This window comes from Allobosea massiliensis (genome assembly GCF_042655245.1).
GTDB lineage: Bacteria > Pseudomonadota > Alphaproteobacteria > Rhizobiales > Beijerinckiaceae > Allobosea > Allobosea massiliensis.
Genome location: NZ_JBHSLU010000062.1, coordinates 1 through 15,185 on the forward strand (window position 1 = coordinate 1; position 15,185 = coordinate 15,185).

The following is a 15,185-nucleotide window of genomic DNA, read 5'->3' on the forward strand; positions in this document are numbered from 1 at the left end:
TCCCATCGTCAGCCTGCCAGCCGTGGCCGCCTGACCAGCCCGACCAAAGCCGGCACGCGGTGGCTCTGCGAAGCTACACCACCAGCAGGGACACGACCACAGGGATCGTATTGTCCCATGCAGACAAGCTTGCGCAGTCTGCATCACTTTGAGTGGAAGACGCCGCCGCAGGCGGCGGCTTTCGGCAGTGCCCCGAAGCCTCCCGGGGAGTGGATCGTGACTCCACCCGCAGGCGCCGCCCCCATCCCCACCAACGGCACACCTCCGGATGGCTGCCCCTCGGGGATGAGGTGGGGGGAGGATAAGGGAGGTTGGTGGGGCGGGTATTACTGTTTCGCATCCTCTCCCGTCATGGTCGCCCTTGTGGCGACCATCCACGTCTTCGCGGGTCGAATGTGGTGTTCAAGACGTGGATGCTCGGGACAAGCCCGAGCAAGACGGAGAGGAGAACCGCTCCGCTGTCTTCCCTTCTCCCGGATGGGAGAAGGTGGCGCGGAGCGCCGGATGAGGGCCTGCCGGTGCAGCAAACAGGCGCCACGGCTCCGTTGTGTTCCAGCGATCAGCGGCGGTCCCTCGCCACTCCCCCTCTCCCAATCCGGGAGAGGGGTTCTTCAAGCGCCTTCTCCGTTATCGGCAAAGCTGAAATGCTGTGGGGAAGGCATAGAGGCTGCTGAAAGGCGTATTCTAACGCTTCTTTCCGCCCTTGTTTGGCGCTTGCGTTAATGCCGACGCGGCAACGCTTTTCACGGACGGGGATGTCTTTGGGCTACTCAACAGTTTCGAGGCGGCAGATGCTACCGACTTGGATGTCTGCTCGTTCCTGGCCATAGGTTCATGTCCTGTCTTTGGATAACTCACAGACTCTGCTGGACCGTGGAGTGCTGAAGCGATACCACGACGAGGCCAGTCGGGAGTGGTGGCGATGCAGCTACTCTTCCGATGCAGTCAGAGGCTATGGTCTCCGGTTGCATTCGAACGCCGGGCTTCGTGCCTGGCGTTCGTTTCCACACGATCGGCGCACCGAATCGTATAGAAAGCTATTATATCTGTTGCTGAAGCGGATTGTTCCCTTATTGTTCCTTGTCCACAGCATACGTGATGACGCCTGTTTGGTTGCACTTTCGCTATTTTTTGCCGCGGGTATCGAAGGCGTCGCTTAAGTCGGCACCGATATCGAACGGGGTATCGTGCTCGTGACGCATAAATCGGGGCTGGACGAATCTGTGATCCGTGGTAAATAACGAATACTGATCCTGAGCGTTTAGCTCTTCTGAAATTGTAAAATTAGAGGTTTCTTCACGCTTGGCGCGGTATTTTCGAGGGAACTTCACGATCTTGCTCATAATCTTGTTCCTGTGACGGTACGGGGTTTTGGCAACGGGCGCCATGTCATTGCAGTGACGTGGCGCCCTTTTTATTTGGGCACTACTGTGGATACCTAGTTTATACTGTTGATATGGCAATAACCCCCTCGGACAAGTCCGAGGGGTGCGAAAGCCAGAATGGATTGTCACTTTTGCATTGGAATCGTTGGTGAATTTCGCCCGTCTAGGCGATTAGTTTGTCCCGACGGCCAGTTGGATTTGTCACGGTGCCGGGCGCATTCAACATGGCGGCGGGCACAAAAAAGGCCCCTTGATGGGGCCTCGGGAATTCAGAATTTCGAGGCGGCTAGTCTGCCGAAAGCTCCGGCAATTCCGACCGCCGATAAATCCGGCATCGGACAATAGCGAGGTCGAATGCCGGCTTTGCCCCAGAGCGCTCGACGCGAGCTAGCGCGTACTGGGGATGCCAACGCAGTTTTCGGCAGATTCCGGAAAGCGTGACATACTCTCGTTGGAACGCTTCCAGGGAACTGACTTCGAATGTCCTCTGCCATCGCCCAGTAACAGACCGTCGCCTGTCGCGGACCTGAACTATCCCCAATGTCGCGAGCTTCCCGAGCGCGAAATCGTCGATTTTGACCAACCTGGCGGCCTCCCGGAGGTTAAGAAGTCGGCCTTCTGGTTCAGTCGAAATCTCACGGAGTTGATTGGGGTCGACACTAAGTGCCTGATAAGCTCGCTTGTCGCCGACGACGGTTGCAGAGATTTTCCCGCCCAGGACATGCTCAATGATCGAGCCAATGCTCCAGCCCGTCCTCATGGCGGCTTCACCAACCGACACCATGCCTACGGGTGTTTGGTCCACGAGCTTCGCGCGCGCCTTTAGATCGTTAGCGAGCTTCTCAATATCGTTACGTCGAAAGAACGCGGTCCTGCCACTTGCGAAGGCTCCGCCGACAGGGGAAATGACGCGCGCTTCGCAGAGATTTTGGAGGTGCCATCGGTTGAGACCGAGTTCTCTCTCGACCGTCCCAGCGTCCAGTACATGTCCGGTGCCGAAAAGCTTGTCAGCTGCAACAGCATCAATCGCGTAGCAAACGTCCTGACCATTCTTTTTTACGGTTAGGCCGATCCCCGCGATCCGGGCATATTCCTTGATAGTCTTTCGAGAGAGACCGTAGGCCAAGCGCGCGTCGCTCAACGTGTATAGCTTCTTCCGTTCCATCGTAATGCCGAGCACACGCGCGATTTTTCCTGTGCACGGGTAAAGCTCGGAGAGCTTCGCGGCCATGATACGCCTGATTGCCTCGTACTGCGGACGAGAGCCTGCTTCACTGTCTAGGAACTTGTACAGATGACCGAGCAGTCGATCATCGGTCGGACGCAGACAATCGCTGAAATCTGCCTGGTCATGCCGAGTCTGGATCAACTCGCGTATTGCAGCCGCTCCTGTCGAAAGAACCTCGAAGCCGGATTGTGCTGCAAGGTACATTTCAGAGTCTGACGCACCTCCAGGCCTACCCTTCGGGCCTACCAGAATGAAGCGGCCGAGCCAGCTGCAAATGAGATCGACACCCATTATGTCCAGCGGGTCCAGGAGAGCGACACCAGCCGCGTTGTCCCCCCAAATACGACCGGAAACATACCGCTCGAAGGCGGAAAATGGGCGGGCAGCGCAGTGCTCGAAAAGTCGATCGATGTCCTCCAACGCCTCAGCGGAGCAATGGGCGAAGTCATGGGTCAGCGAGTTTCGCGCCGACTTTGAAACCGTGATGAGGGAGCAAGCGTGCTCCTCACAGGTTCGAATTGAGCCGACAAGCCAAATCGCCCGTTGCGCCACTGCAGCGTCGAGAGGGAGATACGGGTTCGATTGGATATCGTGCTGCGCACAGGCGGGGCAGATGCGGACCGTCTGCCTCGCGGCGATACGCCGCGAGATTTTTTCGCGGCCGAGGCGAAAAACCTCTTTGCTGACCTTCCGCGGCGCGAAAGCCACGAGTGCGTCAAGGTTCGTGCCGGTGAGATGAGCGAGTTTTGCAAGCTCGCCTTCGTCGCCGCTCGCAACCCCTTTGAAGCTCAGCAAAAAATCGCTGCTGAATTCTCGTGCACTAGCAGCGCGATTCATCGCCGCCAATCGGGATACGAAGCTAGCCGGTGTCTCACCGGGTGCGAGGACCAACGAGTTTTGAAGCGGAGAAACGTCATACATCTGCTCAATCCCCCGCAGGTTTCTGGTTCGTATCTTTTGCCAACAAACGCTTGGGATCGACGCGGATCCAGTCGCGGGCAAGGAAGGGGTTCGCCGCGTCTTCAGCTCCAGTCTTTCGAGCATAAACGGCGGCGAAATCCTCAATGTCGAAGCGTGCGCGCCGGTTCTCCAGCGCATTCTCGATAGCTCTGTGTGTCAGCTCGAACGCGAGCCCCATCGCGTAGTTTGACGCCAGCATGAGCCTTTCCGGCAGCTCATCGTCGCGCGTTCGCTCCGCCCGCACGCCGACCGCGTCACCAAACTGATCAAAGCCCCCTTCGAGCTCGTGAACGTCTTCGGTGTCCCCAGGCGTCATCGAGGCGAGCGCCAGGACTGTCTCGCAGCGATCCCTGAGGAAGCCCATACGGGGCTGTTCCAACACGGTAATGATCTCGGGCAAGCCGGTCAGAATGATTGGCGTCGGCCAGTATGGGTCATCGAGAAGCAGCTGAATCTGCCCCCAGATGCGAAGGCGCTCTTGATCCAAGCGAAGCGGTCCAACCTTGACGGGATGAAGCGTTCGCTGGAACTCGTCGATGCGCAGCTGGGTCGGCCTGACAATGCCGAGCCTTCTCGTCACCCGTTCCATAGTTTCGGTGGGGCCAAGTGAACGGGCAGGCAGGAGTTGCAGGCGGTCGAGGATGTTGCGACCGAGACCCGTCATTTCGAAGTGGCTTGGACACTCCACCGAAAGCGGGTTGGGCGAAACTTCGATGTAGCCGGCCACGATCGGCTTAAGTGACGCCAGTGCGGCGTTCACGAGCCAAGTCTTCCCCGTGCGGAAAGGTCCAGAAATAACGACTGCCTTGCTCGGCGGCCGGTTTCCCGGACCCCAGGACGCTGCGGCCGTACGAGTTGACGTCAGCGAATTAAACTGACGTACCACCGCATCTTCAATGCGATGGAAATTCCGGGTCAACACAAGGCGACGGCCCATGGCGTCTCGCGCCGCGTTGATTTCCGCGCGAAGTCCTGGGTCGATTGGCGGCGGCTCAATGCTCATGGTCAAAGATCTCGGGATTGCACTGGGCGAGACGGCTTCGGGGCGGATGGCAACCGCTGACTCTTCGCGTGCTGCTTCGGCGCCGAAGAGTCAGGCTGGCGGAAGAAGGTGGTTCCGAATGTTGCGGCGCCTACAGTGGGCGTTTCTTCGTAATCCTCAGGTTCTCCCCCGTAGCCGATGCGGATGCGCATCCGATCTTCTGCTTTCAGGAGTGTCTCTTCGGTCCAGACTTGGCCTTGGAGGCCCAAGGCGCGCTCGGACGCGTGAGCCTTTGCCGCAATATCTCGCAGGGCAGGGGCCACATACTGGTGGTAGTCCAGCTTGGCCTGCTCGCCGTATCGACGGGCCAGATCGTAGGACACAGCCAGCCACTGCTTGAGGCTAACTCCGGCCATCTCAGGTGGGCCCGGGATGGTGACCCATTCGTTGTCCAGGCAAGCGGAGATGCAGCCGAGGTCCTCGGTGTCGACCTTGATGTAGACCTGTTCCAGCCCGCGGCTGATCCGATAGGTAACCAGCCAGTTTGAGTCGTAGCAGACGTTCATGAAGCGCACGCCGTGAGCTCCGAGTTTTCGGCTGAGCGTCTCACCGAAAGCCAACCGGATCTCCTCGGGGGTGGGAGCGGGCTTGGGCTCCATTTCGCTCGCGAGCTGCTCGTACAAACGCCGGGGCGACGGCCGGCCTTCTGCCGATGGCGTGTGGTGGTATACATCGACGATGTATCGGATCAGAAGAATGAAGAAGTCGCTCAGCTTGATATTGGCTCGCGCTTCTGCGTCGTAATCACCTTTTTCCTGCGGGTTGGAAAAAGTCCTCCCACAGAAGTGAGAGATGAATTGTGTGTCGATCGTCTGGAAGATGCGCTCAACGAATCCGCGCAGGTTCGCATGTTCTCCAGCAGCGAAGAGATGCTTGCTGCAAACACTCAGAGAGCTGCTGAGGAAACGCTCGTTATAGTAAGCGGGTCCGCCGTCCGTGACGCTCTCTTCCAAGCCACTGTAAAGATTCCAGGGGGCCTTGCAGCCTGCTTCCTCAGCCCACTTGGTTTTGTCGGAGACGGCCATACGCAGCACCGTCCGGGTGAGGCTGCTGTTTTCGGACAGGTCGAAGCCAAGCCCGACGAAATAGCCGGCAGCACGATCCAAAGCGACTGCGATGCGAATGCGGCCCGCTTCGCTGATCAGCTCATCCTGAAGACGCGGAGGCAACTCCGCGATTGCGTCTTTCGGCAGAAGCAAATGCAGGTGTGGCGTCCAGCAATCGTGCTCCACACGTTCGCCTACTCGATGATAGATTGGCCCTTTCCCGTAAGGTCCCATCTTTTGCTTGAGGGTCTTTGATCCGCGGCGGCCGCCAATGATCTGTCCGACTCGCATATTCTTGACACGCGCAATAAGCGTTTTGATGTCAGGGAGGTGCAGTTGGAACTCAATTGCTAAACCATTGTTGTAATCGTTGATCTCCGCTCTCACTTTATCGAAAAGACCGACGTAAGTGGGTCTCTTTTCAGAGGCGTACTCGGCTGCGATATCATCAATGATTTCGCCGACCGCGGCGTCGATTCGGAGGCCGCCCTTGTTGCATTTGTCCCATTTGTTCCGAAGGGACAGAATAGCCCCCCTGTTGTCGTCAAAATGCTTGATGATCCGCCTAAGATGTCGGCAGCTGGGGGCGTGGAGAGTTCCGGTCGGACGGGCAAAGCGCGGCTTACGCTTTTTCCCTCCCGAGCTGCGACTCTCGTCGGCGAAAAGCGACTTGAGCCTCTCGTTGATCACGGGCTCCATTGCCTGGAGAAACGGCCCGAGCGACTTTTCTCCAAGCGATGAGAGTTCGCCGGAATCCAGAGCGCGCTTGGTTTCAAACACCCACATGTAGTGGAAGTAGATCTGCTTCCTAATCTTCATGGAGAACTGCGAAATAGTCCCGAATGTGCTGCCTTCGGGCGCGAAATCCGGTCGAACAAACTTTTCGACCCGGACTGCGCCGCTCGCAATCTTGAGTTCGATATCTGACTTGTTCAGGAAGATGATTTCGCGAGCGTTCGCCTCGGCTCGTAGTTCCCAGCCGTCGGAGAGAGGCGTAACAGCCTGATACGGTTTCCCATCCACGAAAACGCGGGTAAACGGGCCGAAAAAATCTGTCTTGACCGAATTTGGCCTAGCCATTAGCCGGCCTCCTCCTGCGAGCGCGTCGACTGAACCACGGTCGTCGGGGAGATGAGGCCGGGAGCGGACTGCTTCAGATTTCCGCAGAAAATCTGACGAACGATCGCGCGGAATACCTTTGATGTGCCGCCGAAGGGGCTCGCCAGCTCGCGGATCGACACCGGCACCCGGAGTTCATCAGCGTAGCGGACGATCTCCTCCTCTACGGTGCGCGCAACATCGAACCGAACGCTATGGAAGAGCCGGGCATTGCTGACGAGCCAAGAGGGCATGTGCTCGTCAGTCACGAGCACGGTGCTATCCGCGAACCAGGACGGCAGCTGATCGGTAACAAGCTGGAGCCACTCGCCGATATCGTCCTTCCGGGCTTTGGTAGCCCGCTTGACGACGACTGCGATCCGAGAGCCGTTCTTCAACGTCACGACGATATCGAAAACCGTCGTGTGCTCGCCGCCAGACTGGTCCGTATAGGCGATCGGGCCCTGCTGGCAATCGACTTTCACGACATCGGGGTCAGCCATAAGGACGAGCAGTGCGTTGTGCTCGATGTTCGACTCGGCTGGCTTAATCAGATAGTCGCCGGGATCGATCATCACGCTCCCGTTGTGGTTCCGGCTGCGGATGACCGGCCGTCTGGCCACGGGAGTGTCCTTCAGCTGGGGGGCTTTGAAGACGCAATAGTTGACCGAAGGCGGGCTCCAAGTTGGTGTGATCGGGAGCGAAGAGGCAGGCATGACTTCTCCATTGTCATGCCGAGCCAGGGCGCATTGACACTTTCAAGCGTCGCGCGCACCGTGGCCTTGCATGACCTAAATTTTTCTGGCTGGTCGGCAATCGGAGCGTTCGGCTTTGCAGAGCCGGGCGCTCCTTCGTTTTGTGGTCTAGGTCATTGATGGGCTCCATTGATTGAGCCCGGATCCTCGCGAATCGTCTTGAAAGTCACGAGTCAGCAAAGCCGAAATTGCTGAGTCGGCTGAGTCGCTTAGAGGCAGTTGGTCGCGCGATTCGTTAACTCTGCCAATGAGATGGCCGCCTTTATCTTCCCGGAATCTTTTTTCTTCCCCCGTGCGCAGGCATATCTGTGGCGAGAACCATCAGAGATTTCGGCAGGGCAATCGCAGTGTAAAATCGATTCGCTATCGGCTTGGCGGAAACGGGGGGCCAGCTGATCGAACGAGGTTCGCGACGAAGTCGCCGGTTACGACCGACTGCGCGAGTAGCGCGTCGGCCACGGCTTCAACCGTCCAGCGATTGGCTCGGACAAAAGCGATCGCTCGCTTGTGGAGTCTGCGAAGGTCCCGTTCGACGACCCTCCTAAGGTGCGGGTGCTCCGCAAGCGTCGTGCTGGCGTTCGCAGCGAACAAGTGGGTGAGCTTGCCCCGTAAGCCAGCCCCGGCATGCAGCATGACTACCAAGCGCGTTGCCGACTCCAGGTCCGATATCCCTCCAGCTGAGATATCCCCGACTAAGACCTCCTCGGCAGCTCGGCCGGCGAGGTTGCAGATGATCTCGGCTTCAACGTCGTCAAGGCGAACTATGCCATCCGGCCCTGGAGTCGACATGCTGCGGCCAGCGGACCCTGCGTCGCAAACCAGTGAAACAAAATGAAGAATATTGCTCGTCAGCAAAACCGTTGCGACGGCATGGCCTGCTTCATGGCAGGCAATTCGTCTAAGGAGGGGCGCCGATCGGCGATCGTCCGGCAGAAACGCACGGTGCAGGTCTTCCAGTGCGAGGCGCCGTCCTTGCTGCCGTGCCAATGTGCGAGCCAATTTGACCGCTGAGACGATATCGGCTCCCGTGCGACCGAGCGCGAGGCACGTCAGCGGAGCAAGGTCCGCCCTCAAAAGCTCCCGGCCCAGTTGCTGCCTAAGAATTTGGGCAATGTCGTCAGGTGACGGCGGGCCTATCCTGATGACTTTCTCCAAGCGGCCAGCGCGAACAAGCGCGCTGTCCAATCTTTCGGCGTGGTTGGTGGCTCCGACCACTACCACGGGGGCATCAGCCAAAGCATCGAGTGCCGTTAGAAAACGCGTGACGACAGGAGTCCAGAAATCACGGGCACGGTTGTCCATCGTTGCGCGGTTGGGGAGCGCGTCGAGTTCATCAAGGAGCAGGACCGACGGCGCCGAGGAGCGCGCCTCCCTGAAAGTCTGATCAAGCGAGCGAATGACGTCGCCGAGATGCCCGTCTTCGTTGGAAAAGAGCGTAGCCACCGACGTTGATATCAGGGGAACCTCGAGGCTCTTCGCAAGAGCCTTGGCGAATGTGGTCTTCCCCAAACCGGGTTCCGAGGCGAGCACCACGCGAGATTGAAGCGCTGCGAAAGTGACTTTTTCAGCTCGAAAGTGGGCAAATCCGTCGATTAGATCTTTTGCCCAGCCCCCGGCCGCTCCGTAGCCGGAGAGCTCTTCAATTCTTGGTATCTCAGCGTTCGAGTAGCGAAGGATTCTGCTTCGGCGCGCTGCTGCAAGTCGATCCCGGCAACCGCGAGCGGTGCTGCCGCGCCTAATTGCCGCGACGATGTCGTCATGATCGAGGCCGACCACTACATCTTCTGGCAGCGATATGCCGACGCGGCCCGTTACAGCCGCTATGACCGCCGCAATCGTTGCGCTGTTTGGCTGGCGAACGACAACCCAAGAGTCGGCAGCCTGGACCAGAGCTGATGGCAAAAGGATCCGCGGGTCGGGCGAAACGCCGAGAAGCGATCTTCCGGCGCTCAGCGCTTCAACTGCTTCACGACTCTTATAGCTTGGCTTGTGGTTCTTATTGGAGCCATCGTGGACGTATTCCGCCGACCACCGGCGCAGTTCGGCAGCCGCGGCGGCAATGGTCTCGCACCAAGAAGCCGATGGTGCTTCGATCAGAAGAGCGAAACCGGATTCTCGCATGATCCGCTGCCGCAGTTGCGGCGATATGGCCTCTTCCAGCATCTTCCGGCCGAGCGCCTCCAACGTTGAGGGCCGGTCGACTGGCTTTTTGGATTTTGATCGAACCCGCTCGCGCTCGGCGGGTAATTGGCCGGCTTCTTCAACGAACCGCATGACGAACCCTCCGATAGATTTCGGGCCTTCGTACGAAACGGAAAGGCGTTCCGCTTACCGTCGCGGGCAGGGCGGAGGCTCATCGGCTCCTACGCGTCAAATTGGCGAGAACCTGCGAGGTTGTAGTAGCGCGACAGCGTCCTTGCCCATCGGCCTGCCCGATCCAATGCGATTACGGGAGTGGTGACGATGAGCCCACTTCGGAGCCGGGGATGGCTGTCGACGAGCCCGGAAAGACAGGCGACCGGCTGAGGCACGAGCTCTGCGCCATAAAGGGTGGGTGCGCCAGCCAGATCGGCCCGAGTAGGAGCACTGCCCTGATTGATCTGATGAAGATCACCGAGGAGGTCTTCAACTCGTTGAATGTCGACCAAAAAGGGGACGTGGCCGCAGAGATGTTTCATTTGATTGCCTGCCCAGAAAGAGACTGAAGGGGTGTGGATCTCGCCGATCACTGACCGCTGGGTCGCACAACTGTGTGCAAGGTCAGTGGGGCGTTGATGTCCAGGTCGATCTCGTTGTGAACCGCGAGAGAAAGAACGGCCTCGACTGGCCTCGACGACGTTACGAACTCGGCGCAGTCACAAAGATCCAGCGCACCGGTGCGGTCGAGCTCGCGAAGAAGGGCAAGGCGGTCGCCGTGACTGATGAATTCGAAGCGGCAATCGCAGATTGTCTCGATGGTACGTCGCCGAGGGTCGCGGGTGAGCCACACCGGATCGCGAACAAGGAGCCATCTCCCGATAGCAGCCATTTGATCCTCGATACATTGAACAGCATCAGCCACCGGTTTCTGTGCCAGGTGCTCGCGCCCCGCCACCAGGACTGCAAATCGTCCGCACATGTGTTCGAATTGCAGGAGCGGGAAGGGCGAGAGGGTAGTCTCGATCCTGTGATCGGTCGCCTTGGATAGATCTATTGTCGCATAAGTAATTATCCTTGGGTCGGCTTCGAGATGCTTCATGAGCAATACGTTCTCGGCCGATGACACGGTAAATCTTCGGCCAGTCTTTGCACTGTCGAATTGCTCTTCATCGTAGGTTGCGTTGAGGTGTGAATAGACGCGGGGCGTTCCCAGTGGATGCCCGGCCGATGAGAAGTTTGACATGGAATCTCCGAGGGCAGCACGGCGCAAGACCACGGGGGCGGCGCTCAAGGACGGCAGCTTCAGAATGAACCAATGATGGGGCGCATAATGTGCGCCTTCAAGCTTAAAATTCTACTGAAATGATTTACCTCTCGTTATGGTTAATGCGGCCGATTGCTGCTCAGGCGGTACTTCAAACGCGCGGCTGGTTCGAACAGGGTAGGGTGTGTGGTCAGATCGCCCAGGCCGCCATGGCGGCGCGCACGGTTTCTCTCGACCAACCCGCTTCCTCTGCCGATTTCAAAAGAGCATCGAACGCGGGTGATAACTTCGCGAGCGCTTCGTCCGAAGAAACTTGTCGGGATTGAGGGGGCGGCGCGATTGGTACCGGGCTTGGAATCTTGGCCATCAGCGCCTGCGACAGGAGATGTCCAATGTATTCCGGCGGGCCTTTAGCTTCCCAATTTTGGACCGTTCGGCGCGCAATACCGAATGTCGCGCAGAAGCTGCGTTGAGTGAAGCCGAGCCTCTTCCTCGTCACGCGAAAAGCGGCAGCATCCATAGTGAACTGGGACCCCTCCCAATGCCGCCCGGAGGACCGTGTATGGATTCGCGACACGAACTCAGGATGCCACATCTGGCTTCATAGGGAAGGAACGAAGGCACGATTCATGTCAGGGATGAAGGATCTCGGTTCGCGATAGTGTTGAGTTCGCTCAGTCCCCGAAACTGCTGTTGATACGTCGTGACAGAAACCTCGGGACGGCGGCCACCTCCCGTTGCATGAAACACCCAATCTCGGTGTCCACGAAACTAGCCGCAGGCCATTTCAATCCGGGGCTCGTCGTTGAGGTGCTTCCTCCGAAGTAGTTTCCCCACAGCTTGTCGATGGTGCGGCCCAAATTTCCCTCTGAGCAATTGACAACTCAAATCGGTTCGCGTGCAACTTATGCGTGGGGCGTTGCAGATTCCCCGTCACTCGCTTGTGTTTGGGAGAAGGTATGTCCAGCAGCGGCAACGGCGGCGGAGACGATGCCCCGCTACGACCTGAAGCGCGCCCAGTGCCGATTCCTTCAAAATCGGGATCGGGATCGGGCGGCGGCGGTGGAGCGGTCTCCCCTTGCAACATTGTCGAGCGAACGAAAGTTAATTCGCCGGACGCAACGGTCGCAGCCACCCTTCGGCAGGGAGACGTGCTCGTGCTGCACTACGAGGCCGGCCCGCCCAAGAGGCTGTTGGTGAAGACAGGTCGGGGCCTCACGCTCGGGGCCATTACTTCTCAATCGATGCCGCAACTCATACAGTGCCTGCTGGGAGGCGTGAATTACGACGTTGTCGTGCTTTCCATTACCGGTGGGCTTATCGAAGTCCAGGTCCAGCCAGCGTGACGGGCCTTGTTGTAGTTGGCGGTGTGTATCGCGAACGGTGCTCGTGGCCGTTTTGGGACCAGGTTTACGGGTCCGGAGGCCGAGCCGCGGCAGCGGTCGCAGAAATTGCCGCGCCCGTTACGCTCCGGGCCTATGTCGCGCCGGAACTGGCCGAGCATTTTCGAGCGTACGCCGGCATGTATGGCTTCGCCTTCGTGCCGACGGACGCGCCGCAGAGAATAACCTTCGACTACGTCCATCCAATGTCTGTGCCAGTGATCAGGCCGGCGTTAGCTCAGCTACATGGACTTCCTCCGCTTCACGTGGAGGGCGATGTCGTTCTTCGATTTGGCATGCTCGAAGCGACCGCGATCGTCTCCGCCGAGAAGTGTGTCTACGATCCTCAGTCGGCATTCTCCCCGGAACGGTTTAGCGCGAATGGGAGCAGGGCGAAGCGGCTCGCGGTTGTAGCGAACCGGGGAGAGGTCCTAGCCATGGGCAACGGATCCGACGTCGAAACAGCCGCCCGAGCCATCCTGTCCGACGAAAACGCGGAGGTGGTCGTCGTAAAGTGCGGAGCCGATGGTGCGACCATCGTGCCCCGAGACGGCGAGATTCTCAGAGTGTCGGCTTATCGCTCCGATGGCGCTTTCACCATTGGAAGTGGAGACGTGTTCGCCGCGATGTTCGCCGCGTGCTGGGGAGTTCTCGACAAGGATCCGAGAGAGGCCGCGCAGTTGGCGTCGTTGGCGGTCTCTGAGTATGCGGCGAGCCGTGCCTTGCCCGCCCGCGCGCCAGAGCAGCTGGCGGCATCGCAGAGCGTCGAGCTGGTTGCCACGCCGGGGGAAGTCTACTTGGCTGGTCCGTTTTTCAGCATGTCTCAGCGTTGGCTAATCGACGAGGCGAGGCGTTGCCTCCAAGACGTCGGGATGACTGTGTTTTCTCCATTTCATGAGATCGGGTCAGGGCCGGCAGGGGAGGTCGCTCCGGCTGATATCGAGGCCCTGCAGAAGTGCGATGTCGTGTTCGCGGTGCTGGAGGGATTGGATAGTGGGACCTTGTTCGAAGTTGGCTATGCTCGCGCGATCGGGAAGCCTGTTTATGGCTTCGCGCAGACAGTTGCTCACGAAGACCTCAAAATGGTGATGGGCACGGGTTGCATCGTACATTCCGACTTCACGACTGCAGTGCATCATTTGGCTTGGCGGGCATGAAAAGCGCTCTTCTCCTATCCGGGGGCATGGATTCTATTGCCATAGCATTCTGGAAGCGCCCCGATATTGCGGTTACTATCGACTACGGCCAGATGCCCGCGCCCGCCGAAATTCGAGCGGCGGCGGCCGTCTGCGCTCAACTCGGTGTCCAGCATATTGTCATTCGTGCCGACCTTTCCGCTCTGGGCAGCGGCGATATGGCAGGCCGACCGGAGATCGAAGTTGCGCCACTGCCTGAATGGTGGCCATTTCGCAACCAGATGCTGGTGACCCTTGCTGCGATGGCGACGCTCTCTCACGGAGTGACCCACTTGCTGATGGGGACGCTGCAGACAGACGGACAGCATGTGGACGGCCAGCCCGGGTTCGTTGACCGACTAGACCAACTTTTGAAGCTTCAGGAGGGAAGTATGCGTCTTGTCGCTCCTGCGATCGAACTGACGGCCGAGCAGCTCATACGAACCTCTAACGTTCCCGGAGAGATCTTGGGATGGGCTCACTCCTGTCATCGCTCGGATTTTGCCTGCGGCGAGTGCGGGGGGTGTCGGAAGCACTATCGGACGATGGAAGCCATTGGCATGGGGGCCTACTGAGCTAGCCCCCATGAAGGACGCTATCGGGCACCCGGTTCCTCGCGAAGCGCCCACGGCGTTTTCAGAACCATCTTGGCCAGCAGTCTTCAGCTACCAACTCGGGGACTTCGCACCTCCACCGATCGTGGATTTTTCCTCCATATTGGAGGCCAGACGCTCAACCCGAATATTGAGTAGGGCACCATTCAGAGAGCTCTGCAATCTCGTCAATTTCGTTTGCGGCGAACGGCAATCCTGGGGGAGGGAATTGCACCGTTCTCGGCGAACGACCCCGTCCGCCGGCGCTCTTCATCCGGTTGAGACCGTCATTGTTTCGACGCGAGGCAGACAGCGGCTGTTTCGCTTCAATGCCAATTTGCGGACGGCGGAGCTGCTGCGGCTGCATTCGGCTGCCTTGGCCGCTGACGGGATCAGGCAGGCCCACAGCATCCTCCCGCATGCAGCCGGAGACTTTATCGTGTTTCTTGCAGATCCCGCGAAAACCGGGGCGGTGTATGACGCCTCGACCTCGCTGTTGTGGCGGGATGCGGGTGCCTTGATGCAGACACTGCACCTTGCCGCGACAGCCTACCGTCTGGGATTCTGCCCGATCGGGGGAACCGGCCACGACCTCATGCAAGCCATCTTTGGGCCAGGTTCGCGCATGCAGGCGCTGGGAATGGCTGCGGTAGGGCGACCTGCTTAAGGCTCGTCGGCGATCTCGTTCAGGCGTGTTGCAGAAGCCGCATATGCTGCCACATTAGAGCGTCCAACAGCGATGCCGGTGTCCTGATCGCTTCAGCAAATCGCAGAAATTTGGATTCCAGCGATGGGTAATCCCGCTGGGGTGTTTCGCCTTTCGAAAACAGGCCCAGGAACTGCCCGGCTCGAACAATATGGACATCCAAGACGGCCACGCTATCGGAATCCCTATAGTTTCTGACCACCCATGATGCCGTCTTCGGGCCTATGCCGGGCAGGCCAATAAGCTCATCACGGAGTTCGACGTCTGACAGAAGGCCTGCGTCGATCTGGTCGAGGCCCGCTAGGCAGCTTGTGCGGATTCCGATTCCGACCGGCCATCATTCCGATAATTGACCGGCCGGGATTCCGATAATTCTCCGGCCACCATTCCGATTAATGACCGGCCACCAGCC

The 15,185-nt window shown here is 58.9% G+C and carries 14 protein-coding genes; 5 read left to right on the top strand and 9 right to left on the bottom strand.

The features are described from left to right. Positions 1-1,124: 1,124 nt before the first annotated feature. The 7 genes from ACFPN9_RS17685 to ACFPN9_RS17715 all read right to left on the bottom strand — a co-directional run bounded on the left by ACFPN9_RS17685 (position 1,125) and on the right by ACFPN9_RS17715 (position 10,045). Positions 1,125-1,343: a hypothetical protein gene (locus ACFPN9_RS17685; protein ID WP_377817349.1), complete on the bottom strand. Its 219-nt coding sequence runs from the start codon at positions 1,341-1,343 to the stop codon at positions 1,125-1,127. A 328-nt stretch (positions 1,344-1,671) separates the two neighbouring features. Beyond that, positions 1,672-3,534: a TniQ family protein gene (locus tag ACFPN9_RS17690; protein ID WP_377817351.1), complete on the bottom strand. Its 1,863-nt coding sequence runs from the start codon at positions 3,532-3,534 to the stop codon at positions 1,672-1,674. Positions 3,535-3,538: 4 nt separating this feature from the next. Next, entirely contained in the window at positions 3,539-4,576 is a 1,038-nt protein-coding gene (locus ACFPN9_RS17695; protein ID WP_377817353.1) for an ATP-binding protein, read from the bottom strand. 2 nt (positions 4,577-4,578) lie between these two features. Continuing rightward, entirely contained in the window at positions 4,579-6,741 is a 2,163-nt protein-coding gene (locus ACFPN9_RS17700) for a hypothetical protein (protein ID WP_377817355.1), read from the bottom strand. Beyond that, positions 6,741-7,475, bottom strand: coding sequence for a hypothetical protein (locus ACFPN9_RS17705; protein WP_377817357.1), 735 nt, complete (start codon positions 7,473-7,475; stop codon positions 6,741-6,743). The genes ACFPN9_RS17700 and ACFPN9_RS17705 overlap by 1 nt, the downstream gene beginning before the upstream one ends. Positions 7,476-7,877: 402 nt before the next feature. Next, the gene (locus tag ACFPN9_RS17710; RefSeq protein WP_377817358.1) at positions 7,878-9,788 is read right to left on the bottom strand and encodes an AAA family ATPase; all 1,911 of its coding nucleotides are present in this window, start codon (positions 9,786-9,788) and stop codon (positions 7,878-7,880) included. An 89-nt stretch (positions 9,789-9,877) separates the two neighbouring features. Next, positions 9,878-10,045, bottom strand: coding sequence for a hypothetical protein (locus ACFPN9_RS17715; RefSeq protein ID WP_377817370.1), 168 nt, complete (start codon positions 10,043-10,045; stop codon positions 9,878-9,880). On the opposite strand from ACFPN9_RS17715, the gene ACFPN9_RS17720 reads away from it, so the two are divergent. Continuing rightward, entirely contained in the window at positions 10,001-10,219 is a 219-nt protein-coding gene (locus ACFPN9_RS17720) for a hypothetical protein (RefSeq protein WP_377817372.1), read from the top strand. The genes ACFPN9_RS17715 and ACFPN9_RS17720 overlap by 45 nt on opposite strands. Before the next feature lie 20 nt (positions 10,220-10,239). On the opposite strand, the gene ACFPN9_RS17725 is transcribed toward ACFPN9_RS17720, so the two are convergent. Continuing rightward, a complete protein-coding gene (locus ACFPN9_RS17725; RefSeq protein ID WP_377817360.1) occupies positions 10,240-10,896 on the bottom strand; it encodes a hypothetical protein in 657 nt (218 codons plus the stop codon). A 211-nt stretch (positions 10,897-11,107) separates the two neighbouring features. Next, positions 11,108-11,437, bottom strand: a complete 330-nt coding sequence (locus ACFPN9_RS17730; protein WP_377817362.1) for a helix-turn-helix domain-containing protein — start codon at positions 11,435-11,437, stop codon at positions 11,108-11,110. 439 nt (positions 11,438-11,876) lie between these two features. Between ACFPN9_RS17730 and ACFPN9_RS17735 the strand changes: the two genes are divergently transcribed. The 4 genes from ACFPN9_RS17735 (at position 11,877) to ACFPN9_RS17750 (ending at position 14,734) form a co-directional block, all read left to right on the top strand. Beyond that, positions 11,877-12,263 (top strand): hypothetical protein, encoded by a 387-nt coding sequence (locus ACFPN9_RS17735; protein WP_377817363.1) that lies wholly within the window; start codon positions 11,877-11,879, stop codon positions 12,261-12,263. Positions 12,264-12,439: 176 nt separating this feature from the next. Continuing rightward, on the top strand, positions 12,440-13,456 hold the full coding sequence (locus ACFPN9_RS17740; protein WP_377817364.1) for a PfkB family carbohydrate kinase: 1,017 nt from the start codon (positions 12,440-12,442) through the stop codon (positions 13,454-13,456). Continuing rightward, on the top strand, positions 13,453-14,049 hold the full coding sequence (locus tag ACFPN9_RS17745) for a 7-cyano-7-deazaguanine synthase (protein WP_377817366.1): 597 nt from the start codon (positions 13,453-13,455) through the stop codon (positions 14,047-14,049). The genes ACFPN9_RS17740 and ACFPN9_RS17745 overlap by 4 nt, the downstream gene beginning before the upstream one ends. 10 nt (positions 14,050-14,059) lie before the next feature. Next, the gene (locus ACFPN9_RS17750; RefSeq protein ID WP_377817368.1) at positions 14,060-14,734 is read left to right on the top strand and encodes a nitroreductase family protein; all 675 of its coding nucleotides are present in this window, start codon (positions 14,060-14,062) and stop codon (positions 14,732-14,734) included. Positions 14,735-15,185: the final 451 nt, after the last annotated feature.